The 23,182-nt window shown below is 43.1% G+C and carries 20 protein-coding genes; 12 read left to right on the top strand and 8 right to left on the bottom strand.

All coding sequences use genetic code 11. The features are described from left to right. Positions 1-143 precede the first annotated feature (143 nt). Both BA1DRAFT_RS07050 and leuO read right to left on the bottom strand, forming a co-directional pair. On the bottom strand, positions 144-1,943 hold the full coding sequence (locus tag BA1DRAFT_RS07050) for an AMP-dependent synthetase/ligase (RefSeq protein WP_200868768.1): 1,800 nt from the start codon (positions 1,941-1,943) through the stop codon (positions 144-146). Positions 1,944-2,179: 236 nt separating this feature from the next. Beyond that, the gene (gene leuO / locus BA1DRAFT_RS07045; protein ID WP_036777467.1) at positions 2,180-3,124 is read right to left on the bottom strand and encodes a transcriptional regulator LeuO; all 945 of its coding nucleotides are present in this window, start codon (positions 3,122-3,124) and stop codon (positions 2,180-2,182) included. A 956-nt stretch (positions 3,125-4,080) separates the two neighbouring features. Here leuO and leuA point away from each other — a divergent pair. The 8 genes from leuA (at position 4,081) to BA1DRAFT_RS07005 (ending at position 13,310) form a co-directional block, all read left to right on the top strand. Further along, positions 4,081-5,643, top strand: coding sequence for a 2-isopropylmalate synthase (gene leuA, locus BA1DRAFT_RS07040; RefSeq protein WP_036777464.1), 1,563 nt, complete (start codon positions 4,081-4,083; stop codon positions 5,641-5,643). Between the two features lie 2 nt (positions 5,644-5,645). After that, entirely contained in the window at positions 5,646-6,737 is a 1,092-nt protein-coding gene (gene leuB / locus BA1DRAFT_RS07035; RefSeq protein WP_036777462.1) for a 3-isopropylmalate dehydrogenase, read from the top strand. A gap of 1 nt (position 6,738) precedes the next feature. Beyond that, on the top strand, positions 6,739-8,148 hold the full coding sequence (leuC, locus tag BA1DRAFT_RS07030; RefSeq protein WP_036777460.1) for a 3-isopropylmalate dehydratase large subunit: 1,410 nt from the start codon (positions 6,739-6,741) through the stop codon (positions 8,146-8,148). 8 nt (positions 8,149-8,156) lie between these two features. Next, positions 8,157-8,762 carry a 3-isopropylmalate dehydratase small subunit gene (gene leuD, locus BA1DRAFT_RS07025; RefSeq protein WP_072164775.1) on the top strand — a complete coding sequence of 202 codons (606 nt, stop codon included), beginning with the start codon at positions 8,157-8,159 and terminating at the stop codon, positions 8,760-8,762. 447 nt (positions 8,763-9,209) lie between these two features. Next, a complete protein-coding gene (gene sgrR, locus BA1DRAFT_RS07020; protein WP_036777455.1) occupies positions 9,210-10,871 on the top strand; it encodes an HTH-type transcriptional regulator SgrR in 1,662 nt (553 codons plus the stop codon). A gap of 584 nt (positions 10,872-11,455) precedes the next feature. After that, on the top strand, positions 11,456-12,142 hold the full coding sequence (gene mutH, locus BA1DRAFT_RS07015) for a DNA mismatch repair endonuclease MutH (RefSeq protein ID WP_036777452.1): 687 nt from the start codon (positions 11,456-11,458) through the stop codon (positions 12,140-12,142). Positions 12,143-12,235: 93 nt separating this feature from the next. Next, a complete protein-coding gene (locus BA1DRAFT_RS07010) occupies positions 12,236-12,949 on the top strand; it encodes a TerC family protein (protein WP_036777450.1) in 714 nt (237 codons plus the stop codon). 169 nt (positions 12,950-13,118) lie between these two features. Further along, positions 13,119-13,310, top strand: a complete 192-nt coding sequence (locus tag BA1DRAFT_RS07005; RefSeq protein WP_036777539.1) for a hypothetical protein — start codon at positions 13,119-13,121, stop codon at positions 13,308-13,310. A gap of 139 nt (positions 13,311-13,449) precedes the next feature. Here the strand turns inward: BA1DRAFT_RS07005 and speB are convergent, their stop codons facing one another. Continuing rightward, positions 13,450-14,373, bottom strand: coding sequence for an agmatinase (gene speB / locus BA1DRAFT_RS07000; protein WP_036777448.1), 924 nt, complete (start codon positions 14,371-14,373; stop codon positions 13,450-13,452). A gap of 168 nt (positions 14,374-14,541) precedes the next feature. Next, on the bottom strand, positions 14,542-16,446 hold the full coding sequence (gene speA / locus BA1DRAFT_RS06995; protein WP_036777446.1) for a biosynthetic arginine decarboxylase: 1,905 nt from the start codon (positions 16,444-16,446) through the stop codon (positions 14,542-14,544). Between the two features lie 632 nt (positions 16,447-17,078). On the opposite strand from speA, the gene metK reads away from it, so the two are divergent. Together metK and BA1DRAFT_RS06985 are read left to right on the top strand one after the other, a co-directional pair. Then, positions 17,079-18,251, top strand: a complete 1,173-nt coding sequence (gene metK / locus BA1DRAFT_RS06990; protein WP_011147846.1) for a methionine adenosyltransferase — start codon at positions 17,079-17,081, stop codon at positions 18,249-18,251. 143 nt (positions 18,252-18,394) lie between these two features. Continuing rightward, on the top strand, positions 18,395-18,979 hold the full coding sequence (locus BA1DRAFT_RS06985; RefSeq protein WP_036777443.1) for a SprT family zinc-dependent metalloprotease: 585 nt from the start codon (positions 18,395-18,397) through the stop codon (positions 18,977-18,979). A 426-nt stretch (positions 18,980-19,405) separates the two neighbouring features. On the opposite strand, the gene BA1DRAFT_RS06980 is transcribed toward BA1DRAFT_RS06985, so the two are convergent. Both BA1DRAFT_RS06980 and BA1DRAFT_RS23485 read right to left on the bottom strand, forming a co-directional pair. Then, complete coding sequence (locus tag BA1DRAFT_RS06980) at positions 19,406-20,749, bottom strand: reverse transcriptase domain-containing protein (protein WP_200868766.1); 1,344 nt, start codon at positions 20,747-20,749, stop codon at positions 19,406-19,408. A 104-nt stretch (positions 20,750-20,853) separates the two neighbouring features. After that, positions 20,854-21,012, bottom strand: a complete 159-nt coding sequence (locus BA1DRAFT_RS23485) for a hypothetical protein (RefSeq protein ID WP_160169992.1) — start codon at positions 21,010-21,012, stop codon at positions 20,854-20,856. 114 nt (positions 21,013-21,126) lie between these two features. Between BA1DRAFT_RS23485 and BA1DRAFT_RS06970 the strand changes: the two genes are divergently transcribed. Further along, entirely contained in the window at positions 21,127-21,504 is a 378-nt protein-coding gene (locus BA1DRAFT_RS06970) for an RstR family transcriptional repressor (protein ID WP_036777437.1), read from the top strand. A gap of 78 nt (positions 21,505-21,582) precedes the next feature. Next, positions 21,583-21,825 carry a SymE family type I addiction module toxin gene (locus BA1DRAFT_RS06965; RefSeq protein WP_036777434.1) on the top strand — a complete coding sequence of 81 codons (243 nt, stop codon included), beginning with the start codon at positions 21,583-21,585 and terminating at the stop codon, positions 21,823-21,825. A 53-nt stretch (positions 21,826-21,878) separates the two neighbouring features. On the opposite strand, the gene BA1DRAFT_RS06960 is transcribed toward BA1DRAFT_RS06965, so the two are convergent. Together BA1DRAFT_RS06960 and BA1DRAFT_RS06955 are read right to left on the bottom strand one after the other, a co-directional pair. Continuing rightward, the gene (locus BA1DRAFT_RS06960; RefSeq protein ID WP_036777432.1) at positions 21,879-22,514 is read right to left on the bottom strand and encodes an SMI1/KNR4 family protein; all 636 of its coding nucleotides are present in this window, start codon (positions 22,512-22,514) and stop codon (positions 21,879-21,881) included. A gap of 4 nt (positions 22,515-22,518) precedes the next feature. Further along, on the bottom strand, positions 22,519-23,043 hold the full coding sequence (locus BA1DRAFT_RS06955) for a NucA/NucB deoxyribonuclease domain-containing protein (protein ID WP_200868765.1): 525 nt from the start codon (positions 23,041-23,043) through the stop codon (positions 22,519-22,521). Positions 23,044-23,182 lie beyond the last annotated feature (139 nt).

Below are 23,182 nucleotides of genomic sequence, written 5' to 3'. Positions count from 1 at the left end.
TTATAATTTTTAAAATTAAACTACAGCTTATTCATCTAATATTGAAATTTTAAAAACCGGATACTCCTGAGATAAATTGAAAGTAGAATACTTACCTTAAATTTCCCTTGAATAGCCGGTCTCGCTCTATAAAGCTCCAGAAATTAATCTCGATACATGGATTCAATTTCGTTATGGTAACGCTGCATAATAATTTTCCTTCGCAATTTTAGCGTTGGCGTTAATTCCCCTGTTTCCATTGAAAATGGATTTGGCAATAATGTGAAACGCTTTACCTGATCGAAGTGAGCAAAGTTTTTCTGCATCTCTTTCAAGCGTTGCTCAAACATATTGATAATTTGACTATGACGCAGCAATTCAACTCGATCATGATATTTGATATTAATTGACCTTGCATACTCTTCCAATACATCATAACAAGGCACTATAAGGGCGGATACAAATTTACGAGCATCAGCAATAACAGCAATATGTTCAATAAAACGATCTTGTCCCAAAATACCTTCAATCATTTGAGGGGCAATATATTTGCCATTCGATGTTTTCATCAAATCTTTCAGACGTTCAGTAATGAACAAATGACCATTTTCATCCAATTTACCGGCGTCACCGGTACGCAACCAACCGTCTTGAGTAAATGCTTTGGCGGTTTCTTGCTGATTATTGAAATAGCCTTTCATCACAATTGGGCCACGCACTTGTATCTCATCTTCTTCACCGATACGGACGTCAATGCCAGGCAATGGTTTGCCAATAGAACCAAGTACATAACCTTGCTCTCCCCAACAAGAAACAGTGGCGCAAGTCTCTGTCATACCATAGCCATATTTGATATTTATCCCAACAGCGAGAAAAAATAGGATAATCGTTTCGTCCAGACGCGCGCCAGCAGCAGGTAAAAACCGAACTCTGCCCCCCAATACATTACGCAATTTACTCAATACCAATTTATCAGCCAGTCGATGCATTGCTGTCGACCAAGGGCAGCTTTTTTTACCTTGCAACTTACGTAAAAACTGACGCTCACCACATTTAATCGCCCAATTAAAGAGTTTTCTTCGATGCCAAGGAGCCTGAGAAACCTTTTCAAAAACCGCACTATAAATTTTTTCATAAAATCTCGGCACTGCGCACATCACGGTCGGGCGAATATCGGCCATAGCTTGACGAACAAAGTTAGTGTCGGTCAGATAAACATTTTGCGCACCTACATGCATGACATAAAAACTCCATGCGCGTTCAAAGACATGGGATAACGGCAGAAAACTCAAAGAAACATCCTGATCAGTTAACGCCAGGACATGATCATGTGAATACAACTGATAGGCTAAATTACGGTAATCAAGCATGACGCCTTTAGGCTCGCCAGTTGTACCAGACGTATAAATAAGCGTAAAAAGATCATCCAGATTGTGGTTAGCGATACGGGTTTCCAACTCCGACTGATGTTGTAATTTATCATCAGCCATGAAATCAGATAAATGTTGAGCTAATGAACAATCCCGCAAATCGACTGATTCATCTAAGACAATAATGTGACTTAACTGAGGGCAACGTTCTGTCAAAGTAATAGCAACATCATACTGCGGCTGCCCACCGACAAACAGAATACGCACACTAGCATCATTCAGTATGAAACTCGCTTGTTCTTGACTACTAGTCGCATACAGCGGAACAGTAACCGCCCGAAGTTGTAATACAGCAATATCTGTCAATGACCACGCCATGCTGTTATGTGCAAAGAGACCAATTTTTTCTTGCACATCAACACCAATCTCCAACAATGCCCGGCTAATAGCATTGGTCTTTTTGCCAATATCATTCCAATTTAGTTCGAGTTGTTCAGCCGGAGACCATTGGCGAAAAGCAATTTTCTCTGGGTGTCGTTTGATTTGTTGTTGCAATCGGTTTATCAAGTGATAAGGATGTAAATTTTTAGTTATCACAATTTTTTTCCTGTTCGAAAATTTTTTTTCTTATCGGAGAAAAAACAGTAATTTTATTCTCTGATAATACCTTTTCGCATCACTTATTCGCTTTTCAGCTTACAGGTGTTAGCTATTTCCTCGCAGTCTACCGATTCCTGAACAACAGGAAAAGCCTATTTATCAAAAGTTGAAAAATTTGTGATAAAATAAAAAAACTCACCACCCTTATGCAGTAGTGAGTTTCAAATTAATTATCTGTTACTAAGTTGACTCAACAACGACTTCATCCACTGATGCCCTTTATCTTTCGTTGTAGATTCGTGCCAAATCAAATAACACGGACGACTTACTTGATCCCACGGTAATGAAACCGCCCTTATTGCTAATTGTTCGCTATAATGCTCAACCAGCCATTTTGGCGCAATTGCAACCAAATAAGTTTGAGAGACAATGTGCAACACACTATTCAAGTCGGTACCCTGATAAACAACCGAACGCAGACGTTCACCTCCATCATAATAGGGAACGCTGAATGAACATATATTATCCAATGATACAACTGCATGATGTTCCTCATACAATTGCTGCTCACTAATACTATTTTCAATTCTTGGATGATGATTAGAAACAGCCAAAACCAACTCATCATTGAATAACGGGTAATGATGAAAATCCATGCGTTCTAGCTGCGTATAGCTAATGACAAACTCAGTTTCCTGGTATCTGAGCTGATGCTCAATATTATCATGTAAATATGATCTAATCGTCACACCCAGATTAGGTGTATTTTGTTTTACCTGTTCAACTATTTTTGCAGCCAGCCTAATATCCAAAGGGCTACAAATTGAAAGACTAAAAACCCTATCACTATTATCAGGTTCAAAACCAACCCCAGGTAACTCATTATATACCAGTTGTAATGCCTGACGGACTGGACCAAATAATTGATGGGCCCTTGCTGTCGGTTGTATTCCACGCCCATAGCGTACAAATAATTCGTCATTGAACATTAGCTTCAAACGAGAAACCGCATTACTGACCGCCGGTTGTGACATTCCTAATATCTGTGCCGCACGTGTCACATTCTGCATTTGCATAACTGCATCAAAAACAGTCAGCAGATTGAGATCCACATTACGCAAATGAATTTCATTTGGATCTTTTTTGGTTGCAGTTACTGAGGTGTATTCAGCCATTGTTTAACTCCACTAAACTCATGCAGATGATCCCGGCTAATAACAAAACATCGGAAATACCTTCATTTATTACTCAGATATTACGATGACTATAACTATTAACGAGATCAATTGTCTTAATCATTTCGATAACAAATAATTAAGACTCGTCCTTGTACAAATCTGAATACGCATAGCTAACCAGCGCATCCCCCTATTAGTGTTAAAAATATATAATTTCAATTAGTAGACAATGTAATGCTCATTATTTATTCACAAAAAAGTACAATTATGTTAACAATTTATTCACCCTGCTATTCTGTATATGATGATAAATCAAAGAATGACACAATTCATAATAAAATTACTGACTTATTATTATTAAACAATTTTATCAGAGTTATTATGTTATAGAATTATTTTTTCAAAGATATATAACATAACTTCCTATTTGTATCTATTTTTCCAATGACAAATGATGTTTTTCAGAAAAATACAAATCCACTTCCAGCTCACCAAACGGAAAATACTTAATTTTAATTAATCAGTATAATGCACTATTTTTATATAAATCTTAGCTCATCACGAAAGTCAAACCCAAACAAAAAAGGATAAAATAAAATCTTTTTAAATATAAACAGATCAACACTTCAATTTACCGCCATAAGAAAAGTAAAACCAAGAATCATATGCCTAAATGAATTCTTGACATCACTTTTAAGATAACGTATCAATAAAAGCATACGAATCACGAACACTCATTAATACTACTGAAAGGTTGGATCGATATGATTCACTCAATTTGTCTATTAAACCTACTACTTATCGTATCTGATATGCGCGGTATGCTGGTGGACAGAAAACAGAGTTGATTCAAAACAGAGTTGGTCCAAACCAGACATTCACAAGAACCCGCGCCATGCGCGGGTTTTTTTTACCTGCTGGGCGCAAAAAATAACCACGAGAGGAACGTACATATGAACCAGCAAGTTATTATCTTCGACACCACGTTACGTGACGGAGAACAAGCATTACAAGCCAGCTTATGTGTGAACGAAAAACTCCAAATTGCCTTGGCTCTGGAAAGAATGGGTGTTGATATCATGGAAGTCGGTTTTCCAGTTTCCTCTCCTGGTGATTTTGAATCTGTCCAAACGATAGCTAAGCAGATAAAAAACAGCCGTGTTTGTGCTTTGGCGCGTTGCGTAGAAAAAGATATCGATGTGGCCGCAGAAGCATTAAAAGTTGCGGAAGCCTTTCGAATCCACGTTTTTTTAGCCACTTCCAATTTACATATTGAATCTAAGCTGAAAAAGACATTCGAAAATGTTATGGAAATGGCAGCTCAATCAATCAAACGAGCACGTCGTTACACTGATGATGTCGAATTCTCCTGTGAAGATGCGGGCCGTACACCTATTGATAATCTGTGTCGGATCGTTGAAAACGCTATCAAAGCTGGCGCAACGACTATCAATATCCCAGATACTGTCGGTTACACCGTGCCATATCAATTCGGCGGCATCATTACCAATTTGATCGAACGCGTTCCTAATATCGATAAAGCGATATTATCCGTCCATTGCCACGATGATTTGGGGATGTCGGTCGCCAACTCGATCTCAGCAGTACAATCCGGCGCCCGTCAGATAGAAGGGACGATAAACGGTTTGGGTGAACGTGCCGGCAACTGCTCACTGGAAGAAGTCATTATGGCGATTAAAGTTCGTCAGCAAACGTTAGGCGTTTATACCAATATCAACCATCAAGAAATTTACCGCACCAGTCAGTTGGTCAGTCAATTATGCAATATGCCGATCCCCGCGAATAAAGCAGTTGTTGGTAGCAATGCATTTTCCCACTCATCCGGGATTCATCAGGACGGAGTACTGAAAAATCGTGAAACTTACGAGATTATGACACCAGAGTCCATCGGCCTGAAAGAAATTCAATTGAATCTGACTTCCCGATCCGGTCGTGCCGCAGTGAAACACCGTATGGAGGAGATGGGATATCAGGATAAAGATTACGATCTGGATAGCTTATACGAAGCCTTTTTACGCCTGGCAGATAAAAAAGGTCAGGTATTTGACTATGATTTGGAAGCCTTAGCTTTCATGAACCTGCAACAGCAAGAACCCGAATTTTTCCATCTTGATCACTTTAATATCCAATCTGGCTCCAATGTGATGGCAACAGCCGCTGTACGTTTAGTGTGTGGCAAAGAGCTGAAATCAGAAGCTGCCACAGGTAATGGCCCGGTAGATGCGGTTTATCAGGCAATTAGCCGAATAACTGAATACCCAATTGAACTGGTTTCTTATCAGTTATCAGGTAAAGGACACGGGAAAAATGCACTGGGCCAGGTAAATATCGTTGTCGAATGCTTTGGGCGTCGCTTCCACGGCATGGGGTTGGAAACCGATATTGTTGAATCTTCGGCCAAAGCAATGGTTCATGCTCTGAACTGCGTTTGGCGTACAGAGCAAGTTAAGAAAGAGAAACAACGCATACAGCAAAATACAAAGGAAATGGTGTAAACATGTCGAACAATTATCATATTGCAGTTTTACCCGGTGATGGTATTGGCCCCGAAGTTATGGCACAAGCCTATAAGATATTGGATGCAATCCGTAAGCGTTTCAATATCCGCATCACCACCAGCGAATATGATGTGGGGGGGATTGCTATCGATCGCCACGGCTGTCCACTACCGGCAAAAACCATAGCAGGTTGTGAACAGGCTGATGCCATATTGTTCGGCTCCGTGGGAGGGCCTAAATGGGAACATTTACCACCAACAGAGCAACCTGAGCGTGGCGCACTGTTGCCATTACGCAAACATTTCAAACTGTTCAGTAATTTACGCCCTGCCCGCTTATATGCCGGATTAGAGGTATTTTGCCCTTTACGCAGTGATATTGCCGCCAAAGGCTTTGATATTTTATGTGTCCGTGAATTAACCGGCGGTATCTATTTTGGTCAACCCAAAGGACGTGAAGGCCAAGGTAAATATGAACGAGCATTTGATACTGAGATTTATCACCGTTTTGAAATCGAGCGCATTGCCCGTATCGCCTTCGAATCCGCCCGCAAACGTAGTAATAAAGTTACATCTATTGATAAAGCAAATGTGTTGCAGAGTTCTGTATTGTGGCGAGAAGTGGTTACTGAGATTGCAAAAGAGTATCCAGATGTAGAAATCAATCACATGTACATTGATAACGCCACCATGCAGTTAATTAAAGATCCATCTCAGTTTGATGTAATGCTGTGCTCCAATATTTTTGGCGATATCTTATCTGATGAATGCGCCATGATTACCGGTTCAATGGGCATGTTACCTTCCGCCAGCCTGAATGAAAAAGGTTTTGGCCTGTATGAGCCCGCAGGCGGTTCTGCTCCAGATATTGCCGGAAAAGGTATTGCTAACCCGATAGCCCAAATCCTGTCTGCCGCCTTACTATTGCGTTACAGCTTAGGTCACAATGACGCCGCAAATGCGATTGAACAGGCGGTTAACTACGCGCTGGAACAGGGCTATCGCACAACAGATTTAGCCGGAAACGGTAAAGCAATTAGTACTGATGAAATGGGCAGCGCTATCGCCCGTTATATAGCCGAGGGTATTTAGCATGGCTAAAACTTTATATCAAAAATTATATGACGCCCATATTGTCCGGGAAGTACCGAATGAAACCCCGTTACTCTATATTGATCGTCATCTGGTTCATGAAGTGACCTCGCCGCAAGCCTTTGATGGTTTGCGCACCAAAGGCCGCCCAGTGCACCAGCCAGGTAAAACGTTCGCAACAATGGATCATAACGTATCCACGCAAACAAAAGATATTAACGCCTGTGGTGACATGGCTCGTATTCAAATGCAGGAGTTGATGAAAAACTGTGCCGAATTCGGTATCACATTATATGATCTCAACCACCCTTATCAGGGAATTGTTCATGTCATCGGACCTGAACAGGGTATAACCCTGCCGGGCATGACGATTGTTTGTGGTGATTCCCATACCGCGACGCATGGGGCATTCGGCTCACTGGCTTTCGGCATTGGCACTTCTGAAGTTGAACATGTACTCGCCACCCAAACCCTAAAACAAGCCCGCGCTAAAACTATGAAAATCGAAGTGATGGGTGGTGTCGGTAATGCTATCACCGCCAAAGATATCGTTCTGGCGATCATCGGCAAAACAGGTAGCGCGGGTGGTACCGGGTATGTGGTGGAATTCTGTGGTAAGGCGATTGAAGCGCTTAGCATGGAAGGCCGTATGACTTTATGTAACATGGCAATTGAAATGGGCGCTAAAGCTGGTTTGGTCGCACCGGATGAAACCACTTTTACTTATATGAAAGGCCGCCAGTTCTCACCAAAAGGAGAGCTGTGGGAACAAGCTGTTGCTTACTGGAAAACATTGAAATCCGATCCTGATGCACAATATGACACCGTTATTACCATTAATGCAGAAGAGATCTCTCCGCAGGTCACATGGGGAACAAACCCTGGACAAGTGATCGCCATTGATCAAGCCATTCCTGCGCCAGAATCTTTTAGTGATCCTGTCGAACGTGCCTCTGCTGAAAAAGCACTGGCTTATATGGATTTGAAACCCGGTATTAAGCTAACAGATGTGAAGATCGATAAAGTCTTTATCGGTTCTTGCACCAACTCCCGGATTGAAGATTTACGGGCTGCCGCAGCCATCGCACAAGGCCATAAAGTGGCTCCTGGCGTTCAAGCAATCGTTGTTCCCGGATCAGGCCCTGTTCAAGCACAAGCAGAAGCAGAGGGTTTGGATAAAATTTTCATAGAGGCTGGTTTTGAATGGCGCTTACCCGGATGTTCCATGTGTCTGGCAATGAATAACGACCGCCTGCAACCCGGTGAACGCTGCGCTTCTACCAGTAACCGCAACTTTGAAGGGCGCCAAGGACGTGGTGGACGCACCCATTTGGTTAGCCCAGCGATGGCAGCAGCGGCGGCGATTAATGGTCATTTTATCGATATACGCCATCCAGCACAGAAGTCATAAAGGAGAGAATGATGGAAAAGTTTATTCAACATACCGGCTTGGTTGCTCCTTTAGATGCAGCAAACGTCGATACTGATGCCATTATTCCCAAACAATTCTTGCAGAAAGTCACTCGTACAGGATTTGGTCAACATCTGTTTCATGACTGGCGTTTTCTTGATGATGAAGGGCAAAAACCTAACCCTGAATTCGTATTAAATCAGCCTTGTTATCAGGGTGCCAGTATCCTTCTGGCTCGTGAAAACTTTGGTTGCGGCTCCTCCCGTGAACATGCGCCTTGGGCACTGACGGATTATGGTTTTAAAGTGGTTATCGCCCCAAGTTTTGCGGATATTTTCTACGGTAACGCTTTCAACAACCAATTACTGCCAGTTAAGCTGAACGATAAAGATGTCAACGAACTATTTGAGTTGATTCAGCAAAACAAAGCTTGCCGTTTTACTGTCGATCTAGAACAACAGAAAGTTCACGCTGGCAATAAAAGTTATGCTTTTGAAATCGATAGCTTCCGGCGTCACTGTATGATGAATGGTCTGGACAGTATCGGCCTGACATTACAACATCTGGACGCCATAACAACCTACGAGCAGGAACAACCGGTTTTTCTGCGTTAATTTTTCCTTTATTGATTCATCCCGTAGTTTTCTACTACGGGATTTTTCTATCGACGCAAAGGCAAGAACAATCCCACCACGTCTATACTCATACAGGCAGTCACTTTTCAGCCACATACAATGTCTTAACTAATATTTAATCACGCCACATCACATTTAAAAGAAATTTACAGATAAAATAGCGATAGTAGCTGGACAAATCGCCACCAATGCCAGATTATTACTCGTTTTAAGCTAACCTGTAAAAAAGAAGCGAGGAGTACATAATGTATAATAAGAAAAAAAGCCAGTAAGTTTTCTTACTGGCTGGCAAATCACCATTACTCAAGAAAATTGGGGGAGAAGCCAGATTTCGTCTGGCCTATTGAGCTACTTTCAATATGGATAATTATCGTCTCAATATAAGGAAATAAAAATTGATGAAAAATACTCTGGAGTTCCTCTTTTATGCCCAGTTCACGCTTACAACAACAATTCATTCGATTATGGCAACACCATCAAGGAAAAGAGGCTGAAACAACGTTACAAGAGCTGGCAAATGTACTGCATTGTTCAAAACGTCATATCCGTTCACTGCTCAACAATATGCAGAAAGCAGGCTGGTTACAGTGGCAGGCAGAGTCCGGTCGAGGAAAACGTTCTCAACTGAATTTCTTACGCGATGGCTGGGAACTTCAACAACAACGGGCTGAAGAGTTACTTGAGCAACATAACGTTGAGAAGTTGGTCCAACTGGTTGGTGATAAAGATACAGTCCGTCACATGGTACTATCCCAGATTGAACGCCGTTTCCGTCAGGGAAAAAACTTACTGCGGATACTCTATTATCGCCCCTTTCCTAATCTTCTACCCGGTTCACCGTTACGCCGTTCTGAAATTCATCTGGTCAGGCAGATATTTAATAGCTTAACTCGCATAAATGAGGAAAATGGGGAACCAGAAGCTGACTTAGCTCATCATTGGCAACAATTATCCTCAAATCATTGGCGATTTTATCTACGGCCGGCCATCCATTTTCACCACGGCAGAGAATTACAGATGGCGGATGTCATCGCTTCGCTACAAAGATTACGCAACCTGCCTCTTTTTTCTCATCTTGAAAAAGTCACCACGCCCACACCCTATGTGATTGATATTTTTCTTTCAGAACCCGATCTCTGGCTCCCTTTATTAATCGGCAGCCCACATGCCATGATCTTGCCTCAAGAATGGCAAAAGTTACCGAACTTCTCTCGTATGCCAGTGGGAACCGGCCCTTACCAGGTCATAAAAAACAGCGCTCAGAAACTACAAATTCGGGCCTTTGATAATTACTTTGGCTTTCGGGCGCTGATTGATCAGGTGAATATATGGTTCCTACCGGAACTCGCCGAGAAACTGGTTTGTACAACTCTGCATCTGGAAAGTGACAGCACAGGTAATAACTCGTTAGATAGCAGGATAGAAGAGGGCTGTTATTTTCTACTACACGACCACCGTTCAACTAAATGTAAGAGAGAAGAGGTTCGCCAATGGCTATGCAGCCTGCTAACACCGATAAATCTACTAGCGCACTGTGACCCCTTTTATCAACGCCATTGGTCACCCGCTTATGGTTTATTACTACGCTGGCATCACAGTAAACTGATATCCGAATTGAACAAACCAGAGGATATTACCCATCTGACCGTCACGCTTTGTCATCAACATCATGAATACCACACAATCAGCCAGATCCTGCAAGCCATACTGGCCAAATGCGGCGTCGAATTGAAAATCAACATCGTGGATTATGACACATGGTTCAATGGCAACACCGAAAGTGACCTCTGGCTTGCTACCGCCAACTTTTATAACCCTCTGGAGTTTTCGCTGTTCGCTACGCTGTACGAGATGCCATTATTGAAAAAGTGCCTTGGTAATGATTTAAGTAAAGAAGTATCACAATGGCGACAACAAGCGTTATCGCTTGAAGAGTGGTGTGAAAAAATAATTGATGAACATTGGCTGCATCCACTGTTCCACCACTGGCTTGAGTTACAGGGACAGAGAAGTATGAGGGGAGTCAAAATGAACACCTTTGGTTGGTTTGATTTCAAATCTGCCTGGTTCAACCCATCTGAAGGGTAATTCACAGAAAAGGCCAGAGTTATGAACATACACAGGTGTACAAACTCGCTTTTATTCACTTTTTCTGTGGATATCTATGTGAAAAAGGCAGGGGTAATTCAGGTATAGCTTTATATTATGAATTATCAATTTATAGACAAAAAATGAAATAGTATTTATTTTTCATTGAAATAGCAGCTATTTACCTCGTTATTTCTAACGTCAGTCACGGCTATAATGGACAACGTTAGTTGATGAGAACAAAAAACAACCAAACATCATGTTATCCACAGGTTATGCTTTTTAGTTAAGCAAAAAACAGCGTTTTTTGTAGAAAAAAGTGTTAGTCAAACCTGTAAATCAAACCAGTGATCTCATTTTTGTCTACTTATCCCATAAAACTGTGGATAACATGGTGTAAGATCCTGTTCATTATTACCAGCAATAGGTGAACAAGAACGGCAGTCAATTTTACAACTTTTGAAACAACAATAAAAAATGTTTGTATATCATGCTATTATCACTTGTTAGCTATTGTATGAACCTCAGATTTATTATTCACAGAAACTAAGGCTGTTTTTTGACCTAAAAAACGGATATCCCAAATGAGCACTCTTTTTTCCCCTCCTCCACCACCAGACAACGAGCAACAATTGCTTGAATGCGCCCACCTTCTGGCTGGCTTATCAATGGGAGAACTCGCGGCAAAAGCAAATTTACCTATCCCGCCCAATCTGAAACGAGATAAAGGCTGGGTGGGCATGTTGCTAGAATATTACCTCGGTGCAAGTGCCGGCAGTAAGCCGGAGCAAGATTTCGAACATATCGGTATTGAGCTTAAAACCATCCCCGTGGACAGAAGAGGTTATCCACTGGAGACAACATTTGTCTGCGTTGCACCATTAACAGGGAACAGTGGTATTACCTGGGAAAGTTGTCATGTCAGACGCAAATTATCGCGAGTGCTGTGGATACCTGTTGAAGGCGAACGGGAAATTCCTTTAGCCAAACGTCGAGTTGGTTCCCCTTTATTGTGGAGTCCCAATCAACAAGAGGAAGAGTTACTGCGTCGTGACTGGGAAGAATTGATGGATTTCATCGTGCTTGGCAAAGTAGAGAGCATTACCGCCCGTCATGGCGAAGTATTACAGTTACGCCCAAAAGCGGCTAACAGCAAAGCATTAACCGAAGCAATTGGAATACACGGCCAACCTATTATGACTCTGCCTCGTGGGTTCTATCTGAGGAAAAATTTCACCGCCCCTCTATTGGCCCGTCATTTTTTGATTTAACGTTTTAGCTCTGACTGATTTTTACATTGGCATACTTACCTTGCACCTAATCGCGCGTATAATTAGATTTTTACCTTAAGGTTTTAATAAGCAATGTTAGAATGGATTGCTGATCCCCACGCTTGGATGGCGCTTGCCACCCTGACAATTCTAGAAATCGTTTTAGGGATTGATAACATTATCTTTTTGTCACTTGTTGTGGCAAAACTCCCTAACCATCAACAAAATAGAGCACGTAAGATCGGACTAATGGGGGCAATGCTAATGCGCTTAGCGCTGTTAGCATCTATTGCCTGGGTTATTCGGCTAACCTACCCGATATTGACAGTTTTTGAACATGACATTTCTGCCCGTGACTTAATCCTATTCTTTGGCGGTCTGTTCCTAATCTGGAAAGCCAGCAAAGAAATCCACGAAGCTATCGAAGGTGACAATGAAGGAGAGCTAAAACGTCCTGTTCACTCTTTCTTGGGAGCCATCATCCAGATTATGTTGCTGGACATTATTTTCAGCCTGGATTCAGTCATTACCGCTGTTGGTCTGTCCGATCATCTATTCATTATGATGGCAGCCGTTATCATAGCGGTCGGTGTTATGATGCTAGCCGCTCGTCCTATCGGCGAATTCGTTGATCGTCACCCCTCCGTCAAAATGCTGGCGCTGTCGTTCTTAATCCTTGTGGGCTTTACCCTTATTCTGGAAAGCGTACAAGTGCATATACCTAAAGGTTACATCTATTTCGCTATGTTCTTCTCAATGGCAGTAGAAACACTGAATCTCATGCGTGGGAAAAAGAAAAGAAATTAGAAACAGTGCTAAATAACGCTAAAAAATATCATTCTTTGATTTAAAAAGTACACCATAGATGCCCAGTTCAGAACTGCGGCATCTCAATTCTATGCAGCAAAAAAATTGCCGGTTATTTCAGCATTTTTTATTGTACTCAACTAACCTAGCCAAGTATGAAGGCTTTATTATGACTATCCAAGCAAATATGCATGAAGCTAAAAGTAACTTAAGCCAACTAGCTGACAAACTTTATGTCCAACTTGTACCAATAACCCAACCAGATAGAATTCCTGGAGGATTCGAAGATCTTATTACCATAGGAGAGGATTTTTTTAATACAGATAGGGAAGTTCAGTTCATATTTGAAGGTAGCAAGTGAAGCATAATAAAAGGTACCAGAAAAGCATATTAAAGGTTACACCAATCCAAATAATTGCCGAGTTTCAAGGGGATAGCGCCACAACTCAGTACGAGTTTATTTCACTATCCCCTAAGACTATATTAAAACTATGTACTACTTAGCGCTTCTTAGCCGCCTGTAAATAAAGCATCTCCAGCGCAATAGTCGCACCTGCCAGAGCCGTAATTTCAGACTGATCATAAGCTGGAGCAACTTCCACCACATCCATACCGACAATATTTAGCGGTTGCAAACCACGCAGTAATTTCAGTGCCCGATCGGTTGTCAAACCACCAATGACGGGTGTCCCCGTACCTGGCGCAAAAGCCGGATCAAGACAATCGATATCGAAAGTCAGGTAAACCGGCATATCACCAACCTTCTCTTTTATCTGAGCAAGCACATCATCCACACTACGATCATTAACCTGATCAGCATCCAGCACCGTAAAACCATTATCCCGTCCATGTTCAGTACGAATACCAATTTGTACTGAATGATGCGGGTCAATCAACCCTTCATTTGGCGCATGATAGAACATGGTACCGTGATCAAATTGACTGCCATTTGGATAAGTATCAGCATGAGCATCAAAATGAACCAGAGCCATTTTGCCGAAATGTTTGGCATGAGCGCGCAGCAAAGGCAAAGTAATAAAGTGGTCCCCACCAAAAGAGAGCATACGCTTACCGGAAGCCAGCACTTTTTCAGCATGAGCTTGTAACTTATCACTCATATCCTGAGCATCGCCAAAGTTGAAGACTAAATCACCACAATCCACAACGTTAAGACAATTGCGTAATTTAAAATCCCACGGCCAACGGCGGCTTTCCCATGCCAAGTTAGTAGAAACCTGACGAATAGCCGCAGGCCCGTGGCGGCTACCTGCACGGCCTGATGTTGCCATATCAAATGGCACCCCGGTAATTACCCACTCTGCATCGCTAGAATATGGCTGAAAATTCAACGGAAAGCGCAGGAAACCGAAGGCATTAGAAACCAAAGAGTCATCTTGTTGGTTGCCCAAGGTACTTATTGTCATGAGATATATCCTCAAAAGTTTCCTGACAGAACAAAGTCATTTAATACCAGAATACTCATGTCACGACGAAATGGGGTATTTCTGAGATAACCCCATTTTCTGCATTCCGTATCTGATTTATATAAATAACATTATCTGTATACAGGAGGCTTAATTAACACCAGAAGATTATTCATCTTCCAGATATGTGTAGCCATAAAGACCACTTTCAAATTCCAGTAAAAATTGCTCTTGCAAACCTGTATCCAAATCCGTGCCCTTTACTTGATCACGGAAGCGAGCCATCAGTACGTTAGGGTCCAGTTTCACATATTGCAGCATATCGGCGACTGAATCCCCCTCTTCACTTTGGTTATAGGTCACTTCGCCATTATCGAATACATAAACATCAATGGCCGCTGTATCGCCAAACAGGTTATGCATATTGCCAAGAATTTCCTGATATGCTCCCACCATAAAGAAACCAATCATTGGCGGACAATCAGGATCATAAGCGGGCATCGGCATTGTCGCGGCTACACCATCACCATCCACATAATGATCAATAATACCATCGGAGTCACAGGTGATATCTAACAATACCGCACGGCGATCCAACGGTTTATCCAGTCCCTCAATAGGTAACACAGGAAACAACTGGTCGATACCCCATGCATCAGGCATAGACTGAAACAGTGAGAAATTCACATAGAATTTGTCTGCCATACGCTCTTGCAGCTCATCAATAATTGGCCGGTGAGCACGGTTGCTTGGATCAAGATCCTGTTGAATACGGCGACAGATATTCAGATATAACTCTTCCGCCCACGCTCGTTCTGTCAAATCCAACATGCCATGAGCATATTGTGTATGAACATCATGCAGATCAAGCTGACCATCATGCAGAGATTCACGTAAAGAGCGTCTATTTCCTTCTGAATGCATCTCCTGCCATGTTTCCCACAAACTGGCGAGTGGGCGGGAAGCATCCTCTGCCGGTGGCGTCGTCTGCGTAAATTCATTACGCTCAACCCCGATAACATTGGAGACCAAGACGGTATGATGAGCGGTCAGAGCGCGACCGGATTCGGTAATAACTGTCGGATGGGGTAAACCATGCTCATCACAAGCATCACCAATACCCCAAATGACATTGTTGGCATATTCATTCAACCCATAGTTCACGGAACAATCAGATTGAGAACGGGTCCCTTCATAATCAACACCTAATCCACCACCAACATCAAAACATTGAATATTTACCCCGAGTTTATGTAACTCGACATAAAAACGCGCTGACTCACGGACACCTGTTGCGATATCACGGATATTCGCCAACTGTGAGCCAAGATGAAAATGCAACAATTGCAGACTATCAAGTCGATCCACTGTGCGCAAAGTCTCAACCAATTGCAATACCTGAGTTGCCGCCAGCCCAAACTTCGATTTTTCACCGCCACTGGCCTGCCATTTACCTGATCCCTGAGATGCCAAACGTGCACGGACTCCCAAACGAGGGATCACATTTAATCGTTCAGCTTCTTCCAATACCTGGGCAATCTCAGACATTTTTTCGATCACCAAATAAACCTTGTGACCTAACTTTTCACCTATTAGCGCCAAACGAATATATTCACGATCTTTATATCCATTACACACGATAACGGTACGAGTCATACCCGCATGCGCTAACACCGCCATTAGCTCTGCTTTGGAACCAGCCTCAAGCCCTAAAGGTTCGCCGGAACTGGCCAGTGATTCAATAACGCGGCGTTGTTGGTTAACTTTAATGGGATAAACTAAAAAGTAATCGCCTTTATAGCCATATGACTCTCTAGCACGTTTAAATGCCGCATTAATTGAACGCAAACGATGTTGCAGGATTTGAGGGAAACAAAACAGCGCCGGTAAACGCAAATTTTTTTGCTCCTGCTGAACTCTTTTCACCAATTCCGCAAGATCAATTCTTGCCCCCGGCAAATCAGGATTTGGACACACACTAACATTGCCAAGATCATTGACGTAGTAGTAACTCCCTCCCCAATATGCAATATTGTAAGTCTGTTGCATTTTACGAGCGATATTATCATTCATGGCAGTCTCCTTAAGGGAGTTAGAGTTTTTCGCCTTCGCCTGTAATTAATAAATAACCCAAAACGCTATAATCTCGCGCGTTGAGAAATATCAGGGAACAGCATGCTCTCAGGTTGTAAAAAGCGTTTAGTTACTACTAAACAATGACAAAATTACCGAGTGACAATACGTCTGTCCGACATATCCGGCCTGTTTGCAGACAACAGATAACATCGAATTAAAGACATATTGAAAAGAAAGGAAAAAGACGCGGATATATCCGACGACAAGTGTGGCTGTTGGCCATTAGCAATCAGCAGATAATGGTTCATTACCCCATTCACCCCCACACATGACTCATATTTAAGGAGCCATTTTCTCGATTGAGAAACAGAAGCTATTTAGCTTTCTGCGAGACTGTAGCACAAATCATTCAACTACGGCCGCTGTTTATACTCGCAATCACACAAAATTGCAAAATGAAATTGCACAAAACTGGCATATAAACCAAGAAATTATTCATTCACCAGATGAAAATTACTCGCTGAACTAAAAAAATCTAGCACCCGGATAAGAACTATCCTAAAATAGCCATCTAGATGTTAATCCATCCATTTCCAAACTGAAATTATATTTTAAGGTAACGTTATATAATGACCACATACCTTTTCACTTCCGAATCTGTTTCCGAAGGGCATCCTGATAAAATTGCAGACCAAATATCTGATGCCGTTCTTGATGCTATTCTGGAACAAGATCCAAAAGCACGAGTTGCCTGTGAAACCTACGTTAAAACTGGCATGGTTATGGTTGGTGGTGAAATTACTACCAGCGCTTGGGTTGATATTGAAGAAATTACGCGACAAACAGTTCGAGAGATTGGTTATGTTAATTCTGAAATGGGTTTTGATGCAAACTCATGTGCAGTATTAAGTGCCATTGGTAAACAGTCACCGGATATTAACCAAGGTGTTGACCGTGAAGATCCCCTGCAACAAGGCGCTGGCGACCAAGGGCTAATGTTTGGTTATGCAACCAACGAAACTGACGTACTCATGCCTGCGCCTATCACCTATGCGCACCGTTTGGTTCAGCGTCAAGCTGAAGTTCGGAAAAATGGTGTACTACCGTGGTTACGCCCCGATGCAAAAAGCCAAGTCACTTTCCAATACAATAACGACAAAATTGTCGGCGTTGACGCGGTTGTACTTTCCACACAGCATGCTGAAAATATTAGTCAGAAAGATCTGCAAGAAGCCGTTATGGAAGAGATCATCAAGCCGGTTCTGCCTGCTGAATGGTTAAATCCAACAACCAAATATTTCATTAACCCAACAGGTCGTTTTGTTATTGGTGGCCCAATGGGGGACTGTGGTCTGACTGGCCGTAAAATTATCGTAGATACTTACGGTGGTATGGCACGTCATGGTGGTGGAGCATTCTCCGGTAAAGATCCATCCAAGGTCGACCGTTCAGCGGCTTATGCGGCACGCTATGTAGCAAAAAATATTGTTGCTGCTGGCCTGGCTGATCGTTGTGAAATTCAAGTTTCTTACGCTATCGGCGTTGCAGAACCCACGTCTATCATGGTGGAAACATTCGGTACTGAAAAAGTTTCAACAGCAACTCTAACGCTGCTGGTACGTGAATTCTTTGACTTACGCCCTCACGGTTTGATTCAGATGCTGGATCTACTACACCCAATCTATCGTGACACTGCCGCTTATGGTCATTTTGGTCGTCCACAGTTCCCGTGGGAAGCCACTGATAAAGCAGAAGCACTGCGTGATGCTGCGGGTCTGAAACTATCGGCGATGAATATGTAAAAATATAAAAGCCCGGTTTAGATAACTAAACCAGGCTTTTTTTAGCATTAGCTGACGATAGAATAATCCTTAAAAATATTATTATCGGTTGTTCAAGGATTTCTAATAAAATTCACTAATCCTCATTTATTTATTTTCAACACATGAAATCAGCTAGCGTTCCAATTTCTCTACAACAAGCCGTTATGAATACTTTGCGGCAAAAACTTCTACAGGCAAACTTATATCTCAACCGTGACTTTCCTGAACCTACAATAAACTACCGCCAGCGGGGAACTACCGCAGGCAGTGCCTATATAAAAAATTGGGAAATCCGCCTGAATCCCGTGTTACTGATTGAAAACCAACAAGCTTTTATTGATGAAGTTGTGCCTCACGAATTAGCTCATCTATTGGTTTATCGCTACTTTGGGAAAGTACCTCCACATGGGAAACAGTGGCGTTGGATGATGGAAGAAGTACTAAACATTCCAGCTAACCGTACACACAAATTTAAAATCGACTCAGTACGCAGTCAAACTTTTACTTATTACTGTAGTTGCCAGCAACATGAACTAACCCTGCGACGCCATAATAAAATTCTGCGAGGAGAGAGTCATTATATCTGCCAAAAATGTGGAAAAAAGCTTATTGCTAAATCAATAGATTCTCTCAATCCTAATTTATACCCTATGGATTTCAAGATGCATCGCGACGGCAAGGGAGTGAATCCCCGGGAGCATAGATAACGATGTGACCGGGGTGAGCGAGTGCAGCCAACAAAGAGGCAACTTGAAAGATAACGGGTATATAACAATTAAATAGTCTGAACCCAGTAAAATACAGGATTCAGACCTTAATGTACGCGTGATTTAAATTTTCTAATTTTTGTAAGCAATTCACAAGGCTAGGGCAATTTTGACTGTCATATTTTTTGAACAAATATGGGTTGCAAAAAACTCACCTAATCTTATTGAATATTGCTTGCAAAATAGTTTAATTTTAATCATTACTTTATAAATATTCTTTTAACTCGAATATACCCAATGGATTTCAAGATGCATCGCGGCGGCAAGGGAGTGAATCCAACAAAGAAGCAACGGTCGCGGTAGGAATAGCCGTTACCGGCTACCCCCCGCACAGATCCGGACGTGCGCTACTAACGCATCCGGCTCCTACCTCGGGTGTTTGGCGTAAAAGCGCTGCAAAGGATAAGGATGTACAATTCGGGGGGGCGGTATCCATTTATTCACCAGCTGACTGTAACGGGCCCACGTCATTTTGTGCCGCTGGCTTCGCCGTCTCAGTGACTTCAGCCACATCCGCTTCACTTCTTCCACAAATTGACACAATGCTCTACTGTTGAAGGGGACGCCATAGTAATTGATGTGCCCTTCTACCACTCGTTTCTGCCACCGGCCCGTTTCTTCCGGGCGGTTGTGCAGCCGTTGCCGCAGCCCCTGTTTTATTCGCTTCAGTTGTGTTTGGCGCCGTTTTCGTTGGGTTTTGCGCATCACCGCATCCTTGCCCGTGTGTAATCGTCCTATATAATGCGTAAATCCCAGAAAATCGAACGTCCCCGGCTTGCCCCTCTTCGGTCGCTCCTCATATTGCTTTAACGCAAAGCGGCCAAATCGTACCAGCCGGGTTTTCGCTGGGTGTACCTTCAGCCCAAACTGCATCAGACGTCGTTGTAGCAGGGATTGGCACGCCCGTGCATCCTGATGTTTCTGGAAGCCCAGAACCGCATCATCGGCATATCGGATCATCACTACCTCTCCTTGCGGCGTGCCACAATGCGACTTCTGTCGGTGACCGTGTTCATCAACTATCCCCACCGTAACCCACTGCCTGATTAATCGCACCATCCGACCGTCCCTTATCCTGTGCTGAATAAACCGGATGAGCCAGTCATGTTCCACGGTATCGAAGAACCGACTGATGTCCAGATCCAGCACCCAATTGACTTTCCTCTCCATAACGGCCACATTCAGCGCGTCCAGAGCATCGTGCTGCCCTCTGCCCGGTCTGAACCCATACGAGAAGCTGAGAAAATCGGTCTCGTAGATTTGATTTAAGACCGTGACAGCCGCTTGCTGCACGATTTTGTCCTCCAGACACAGGATACTCAATGGCCTTTCTGTCCCGTCTTCTTTCAGGATCATCACCCGCCTTGCCGGCTGCGGCCTGTATTGCCCCCGATGAAGTTTGCCGTGGAGCGCATGGAGGTTATTTTGCAGATTTTCCGCATAGTTTTCCCATGTGATACCATCGCGACCCGGGGCAGACTGACGTTTAAGTTGCTGAAAACTCTGACATAAAAGTTCTTCACTGATGTGATGGAAAAGGTGAGTAAACTGTTGTTTCCTATCCCTCTTTGCTGCTTTTCGCACAGCCAGCAGGCGTAACGTCGTATTTCCCCGGCTCTGTGTCCGGATACGGGCGCACTGTTGGCTGTTCCCCTTGGTCGGGAGCCTTCCCTCCATCAATTCCGCCACATTGTTTTCTGTTTTGTTCACTGATTTCTCCGGTACTATACTCCCGTCCGACTTCCTGAACTCCCTAAGGCTTTTGCTTTGACACTTAGACCTTATCGTCCCAACTGCTCACGATGGGAAACCGTTCAGGATCTCCCAGGTTCCGCACGACGAACTTCCTCACATGCACAGGGTCTCCGACCCCGGGAGGTATGATCAGGTTTCGCCAATACAACCTGACCATTATAGGTTTCCGCCTCGCTTAACTGCGTCACCACCTCCGATTTACCGATTTCGTGGCTCAATACCTGGCCTGTGAGTGCCTTCGCTAACACTTCACGACAGGAGTTACCTACAGTCGCGCATAGCTAAAGGACCGGGCGAGTGGCTGGCTCTTACCCGGGAGGGACTTTCACCCTCTGTTCTATCGCCAGCTTGCCTGGCGTACTAAACGTCTGGTAACCCTGCGTAAAGACCGCAAGCTTACTCAGGCCGCACTGGCGGAGAAAGTCGGTTGTCACGTGACAATGATCCGGCGTTATGAAGCTGACGAAGTACAACCGACACTGGAGATTATCCGCAAGCTCTCCCGTGCACTTTCTGTCAGTGCAGATACGCTGGTTTTTGACGAGAATGAGCGCAACCCGGATGAAGAACTGCGTTTGCAGTTTGAGGCTATCAGCCAGTTCACGCCGGAAGAGAAAGAAGTGGCAAGGGTGTTACTGGAGTCATTGATTTTAAAACACGATGCCAACCGTTTTGCCCGTAACAACAGCAGAGCGGGCACCGAGAAGTAAGACATAAAACATGTGCGGCGATCCCGTGTTGGAGCACGGAACCGCCGCTAACCGTAAGCAACTATTGGAGTAGTTACTATGGCTAACCGCGATTGTAATGCAGATTGGAAGATTTCAAAAGCCCGGCGCAGCTATAAGGTGGGGTATGCCAGCACCCGCCACGAAGACCGCAGCACCGGTATGACCCGCTATTACAGCCAGTATCCCAGCCTGCATCTTAAAGGCAACTGGCTGGAAGAAGCTGGGTTTACCACCGGACAGGCAGTGAACATCACCGTTGAACGGGGGCAGTTGATTATCCGGCTTGTTGAGAACAGTTGACGACTCAAAAAAGATCCCAGCGCTTGGACTGGGATCTTTTTACTAACTGATTTTTAATCTTTTATGTCCATTTTAATGCTTGCCCCATCGGGAATATTTCGTATTTGTAGAGCCAAATCAGCTCTGGCTCTCATTGATTCGCCTGTTCGAGCTAAGTAAAGATTTTCCAATTCATATTCTCCGCCTAAAACAAAGGGAATTTTAGGGACTAAACGATAGCCAGATTGAATATGGCCGTAAATGTTTTGCCAATTATGAGCCAAAGAATATCCAGTTAAGACTTCATAATCTTCCAAGATAATCCCACTCCATTCATTTATACTCTCGGCTAATTTATCAAATAATCCCGTTTCAGGATCGAATGTATGAATACAATCATCTTTTAAACAAAACTGATTTCCAAAGATATCTTCTGCAAAGAAAAGAGCATCCTTAGCCATATCTTCGTACGAGTTAATCCATAACCTATTGTTGTTCCATTCAATTAAGCCGATCTCTTCACCTATCGTTTCATATGGAAAAACGCGTAATGCAGACTCAAAGCCATAAAATCCATTTTTTTTAGTCAATAAACAGCTCAATTCATCTACCAATGATTTTCCATAATTAGAAGCAATATATTTTTCTGATCTAACCGAAGAAATATCATGACTACAAATTGAGAGTAATTTGTCAGTTAAAGGCCACATTTTTCTATTTCTCCGTTTCTATTTTGCCTGATTTGTCTGTCTTTTCTGTCTTTTCTGTCTTTATAATTACAGTCGCACCATTAGGTAATCCGCGACATTGTTGACCAATACATGATCCAGCCCCTCTATTATCAGAAGGGGTAATTGGTCGAACCAAAGCGTCTGAGCCACCTTCTTTAAACATAGCAGGAGGATATTCATCACGATCTGCACCTTTCACCGGAGGAGTATTTTTCAAGGATTCTCTTCTCCTCTGAGCAGCGCCCCCACGATCAATCGTCAACACATTAGGATGCCCTGCTTTCTGAGCATCTTCAATATGCTTCGCTGATTCTGGATATTTTGTTTTATCTACAACAATAACTTTATGCTCATTAGTATGTTGTTCAGAGCTACTGCCTTTGTTAACAGTCGAACCTTTTATTAACGGTACAGATGATGGTTTCGCCTGCATTTTATCACTGGCTTTTGCCCCAATAATTCCCGTCGCGGTCTCCAGCAACAACAGGTTACGCTGTTCTTCCTTCACGTACTGCGCCGCATCCGCCTTGGATAACCCGGCGTTTTCCAGCTCTTTTTAGCGCAGTTCCGTGTTAAAGAACCCGGAAAGGGGTCCGCTGCCGCCATTTAACCAGCTGCTCTGCTCTGAACGACCTATCTTATCATTG

It is taken from the genome of Photorhabdus aegyptia (assembly GCF_000612035.1).
GTDB classification, from domain to species: Bacteria; Pseudomonadota; Gammaproteobacteria; order Enterobacterales; family Enterobacteriaceae; genus Photorhabdus; species Photorhabdus akhurstii.
Note: the sequence above shows the minus strand (reverse complement) of the source record. Positions and strands in the feature narration are given on the sequence as shown.

Bases quoted from the DNA above. Each gene is read 5' to 3' on its own strand.
- leuO (WP_036777467.1), bottom strand. From the start codon at position 3,124: ATGGCTGAATACACCTCAGTAACTGCAACCAAAAAAGATCCAAATGAA.
- leuA (WP_036777464.1), top strand. From the start codon at position 4,081: ATGAACCAGCAAGTTATTATCTTCGACACCACGTTACGTGACGGAGAA.
- leuB (WP_036777462.1), top strand. From the start codon at position 5,646: ATGTCGAACAATTATCATATTGCAGTTTTACCCGGTGATGGTATTGGC.
- leuC (WP_036777460.1), top strand. From the start codon at position 6,739: ATGGCTAAAACTTTATATCAAAAATTATATGACGCCCATATTGTCCGG.
- leuD (WP_072164775.1), top strand. From the start codon at position 8,157: ATGATGGAAAAGTTTATTCAACATACCGGCTTGGTTGCTCCTTTAGAT.
- sgrR (WP_036777455.1), top strand. From the start codon at position 9,210: ATGCCCAGTTCACGCTTACAACAACAATTCATTCGATTATGGCAACAC.
- mutH (WP_036777452.1), top strand. From the start codon at position 11,456: ATGAGCACTCTTTTTTCCCCTCCTCCACCACCAGACAACGAGCAACAA.
- BA1DRAFT_RS07010 (WP_036777450.1), top strand. From the start codon at position 12,236: ATGTTAGAATGGATTGCTGATCCCCACGCTTGGATGGCGCTTGCCACC.
- BA1DRAFT_RS07005 (WP_036777539.1), top strand. From the start codon at position 13,119: ATGACTATCCAAGCAAATATGCATGAAGCTAAAAGTAACTTAAGCCAA.
- speB (WP_036777448.1), bottom strand. From the start codon at position 14,373: ATGACAATAAGTACCTTGGGCAACCAACAAGATGACTCTTTGGTTTCT.
- speA (WP_036777446.1), bottom strand. From the start codon at position 16,446: ATGAATGATAATATCGCTCGTAAAATGCAACAGACTTACAATATTGCA.
- metK (WP_011147846.1), top strand. From the start codon at position 17,079: ATGACCACATACCTTTTCACTTCCGAATCTGTTTCCGAAGGGCATCCT.
- BA1DRAFT_RS06985 (WP_036777443.1), top strand. From the start codon at position 18,395: ATGAAATCAGCTAGCGTTCCAATTTCTCTACAACAAGCCGTTATGAAT.
- BA1DRAFT_RS06965 (WP_036777434.1), top strand. From the start codon at position 21,583: ATGGCTAACCGCGATTGTAATGCAGATTGGAAGATTTCAAAAGCCCGG.
- BA1DRAFT_RS06960 (WP_036777432.1), bottom strand. From the start codon at position 22,514: ATGTGGCCTTTAACTGACAAATTACTCTCAATTTGTAGTCATGATATT.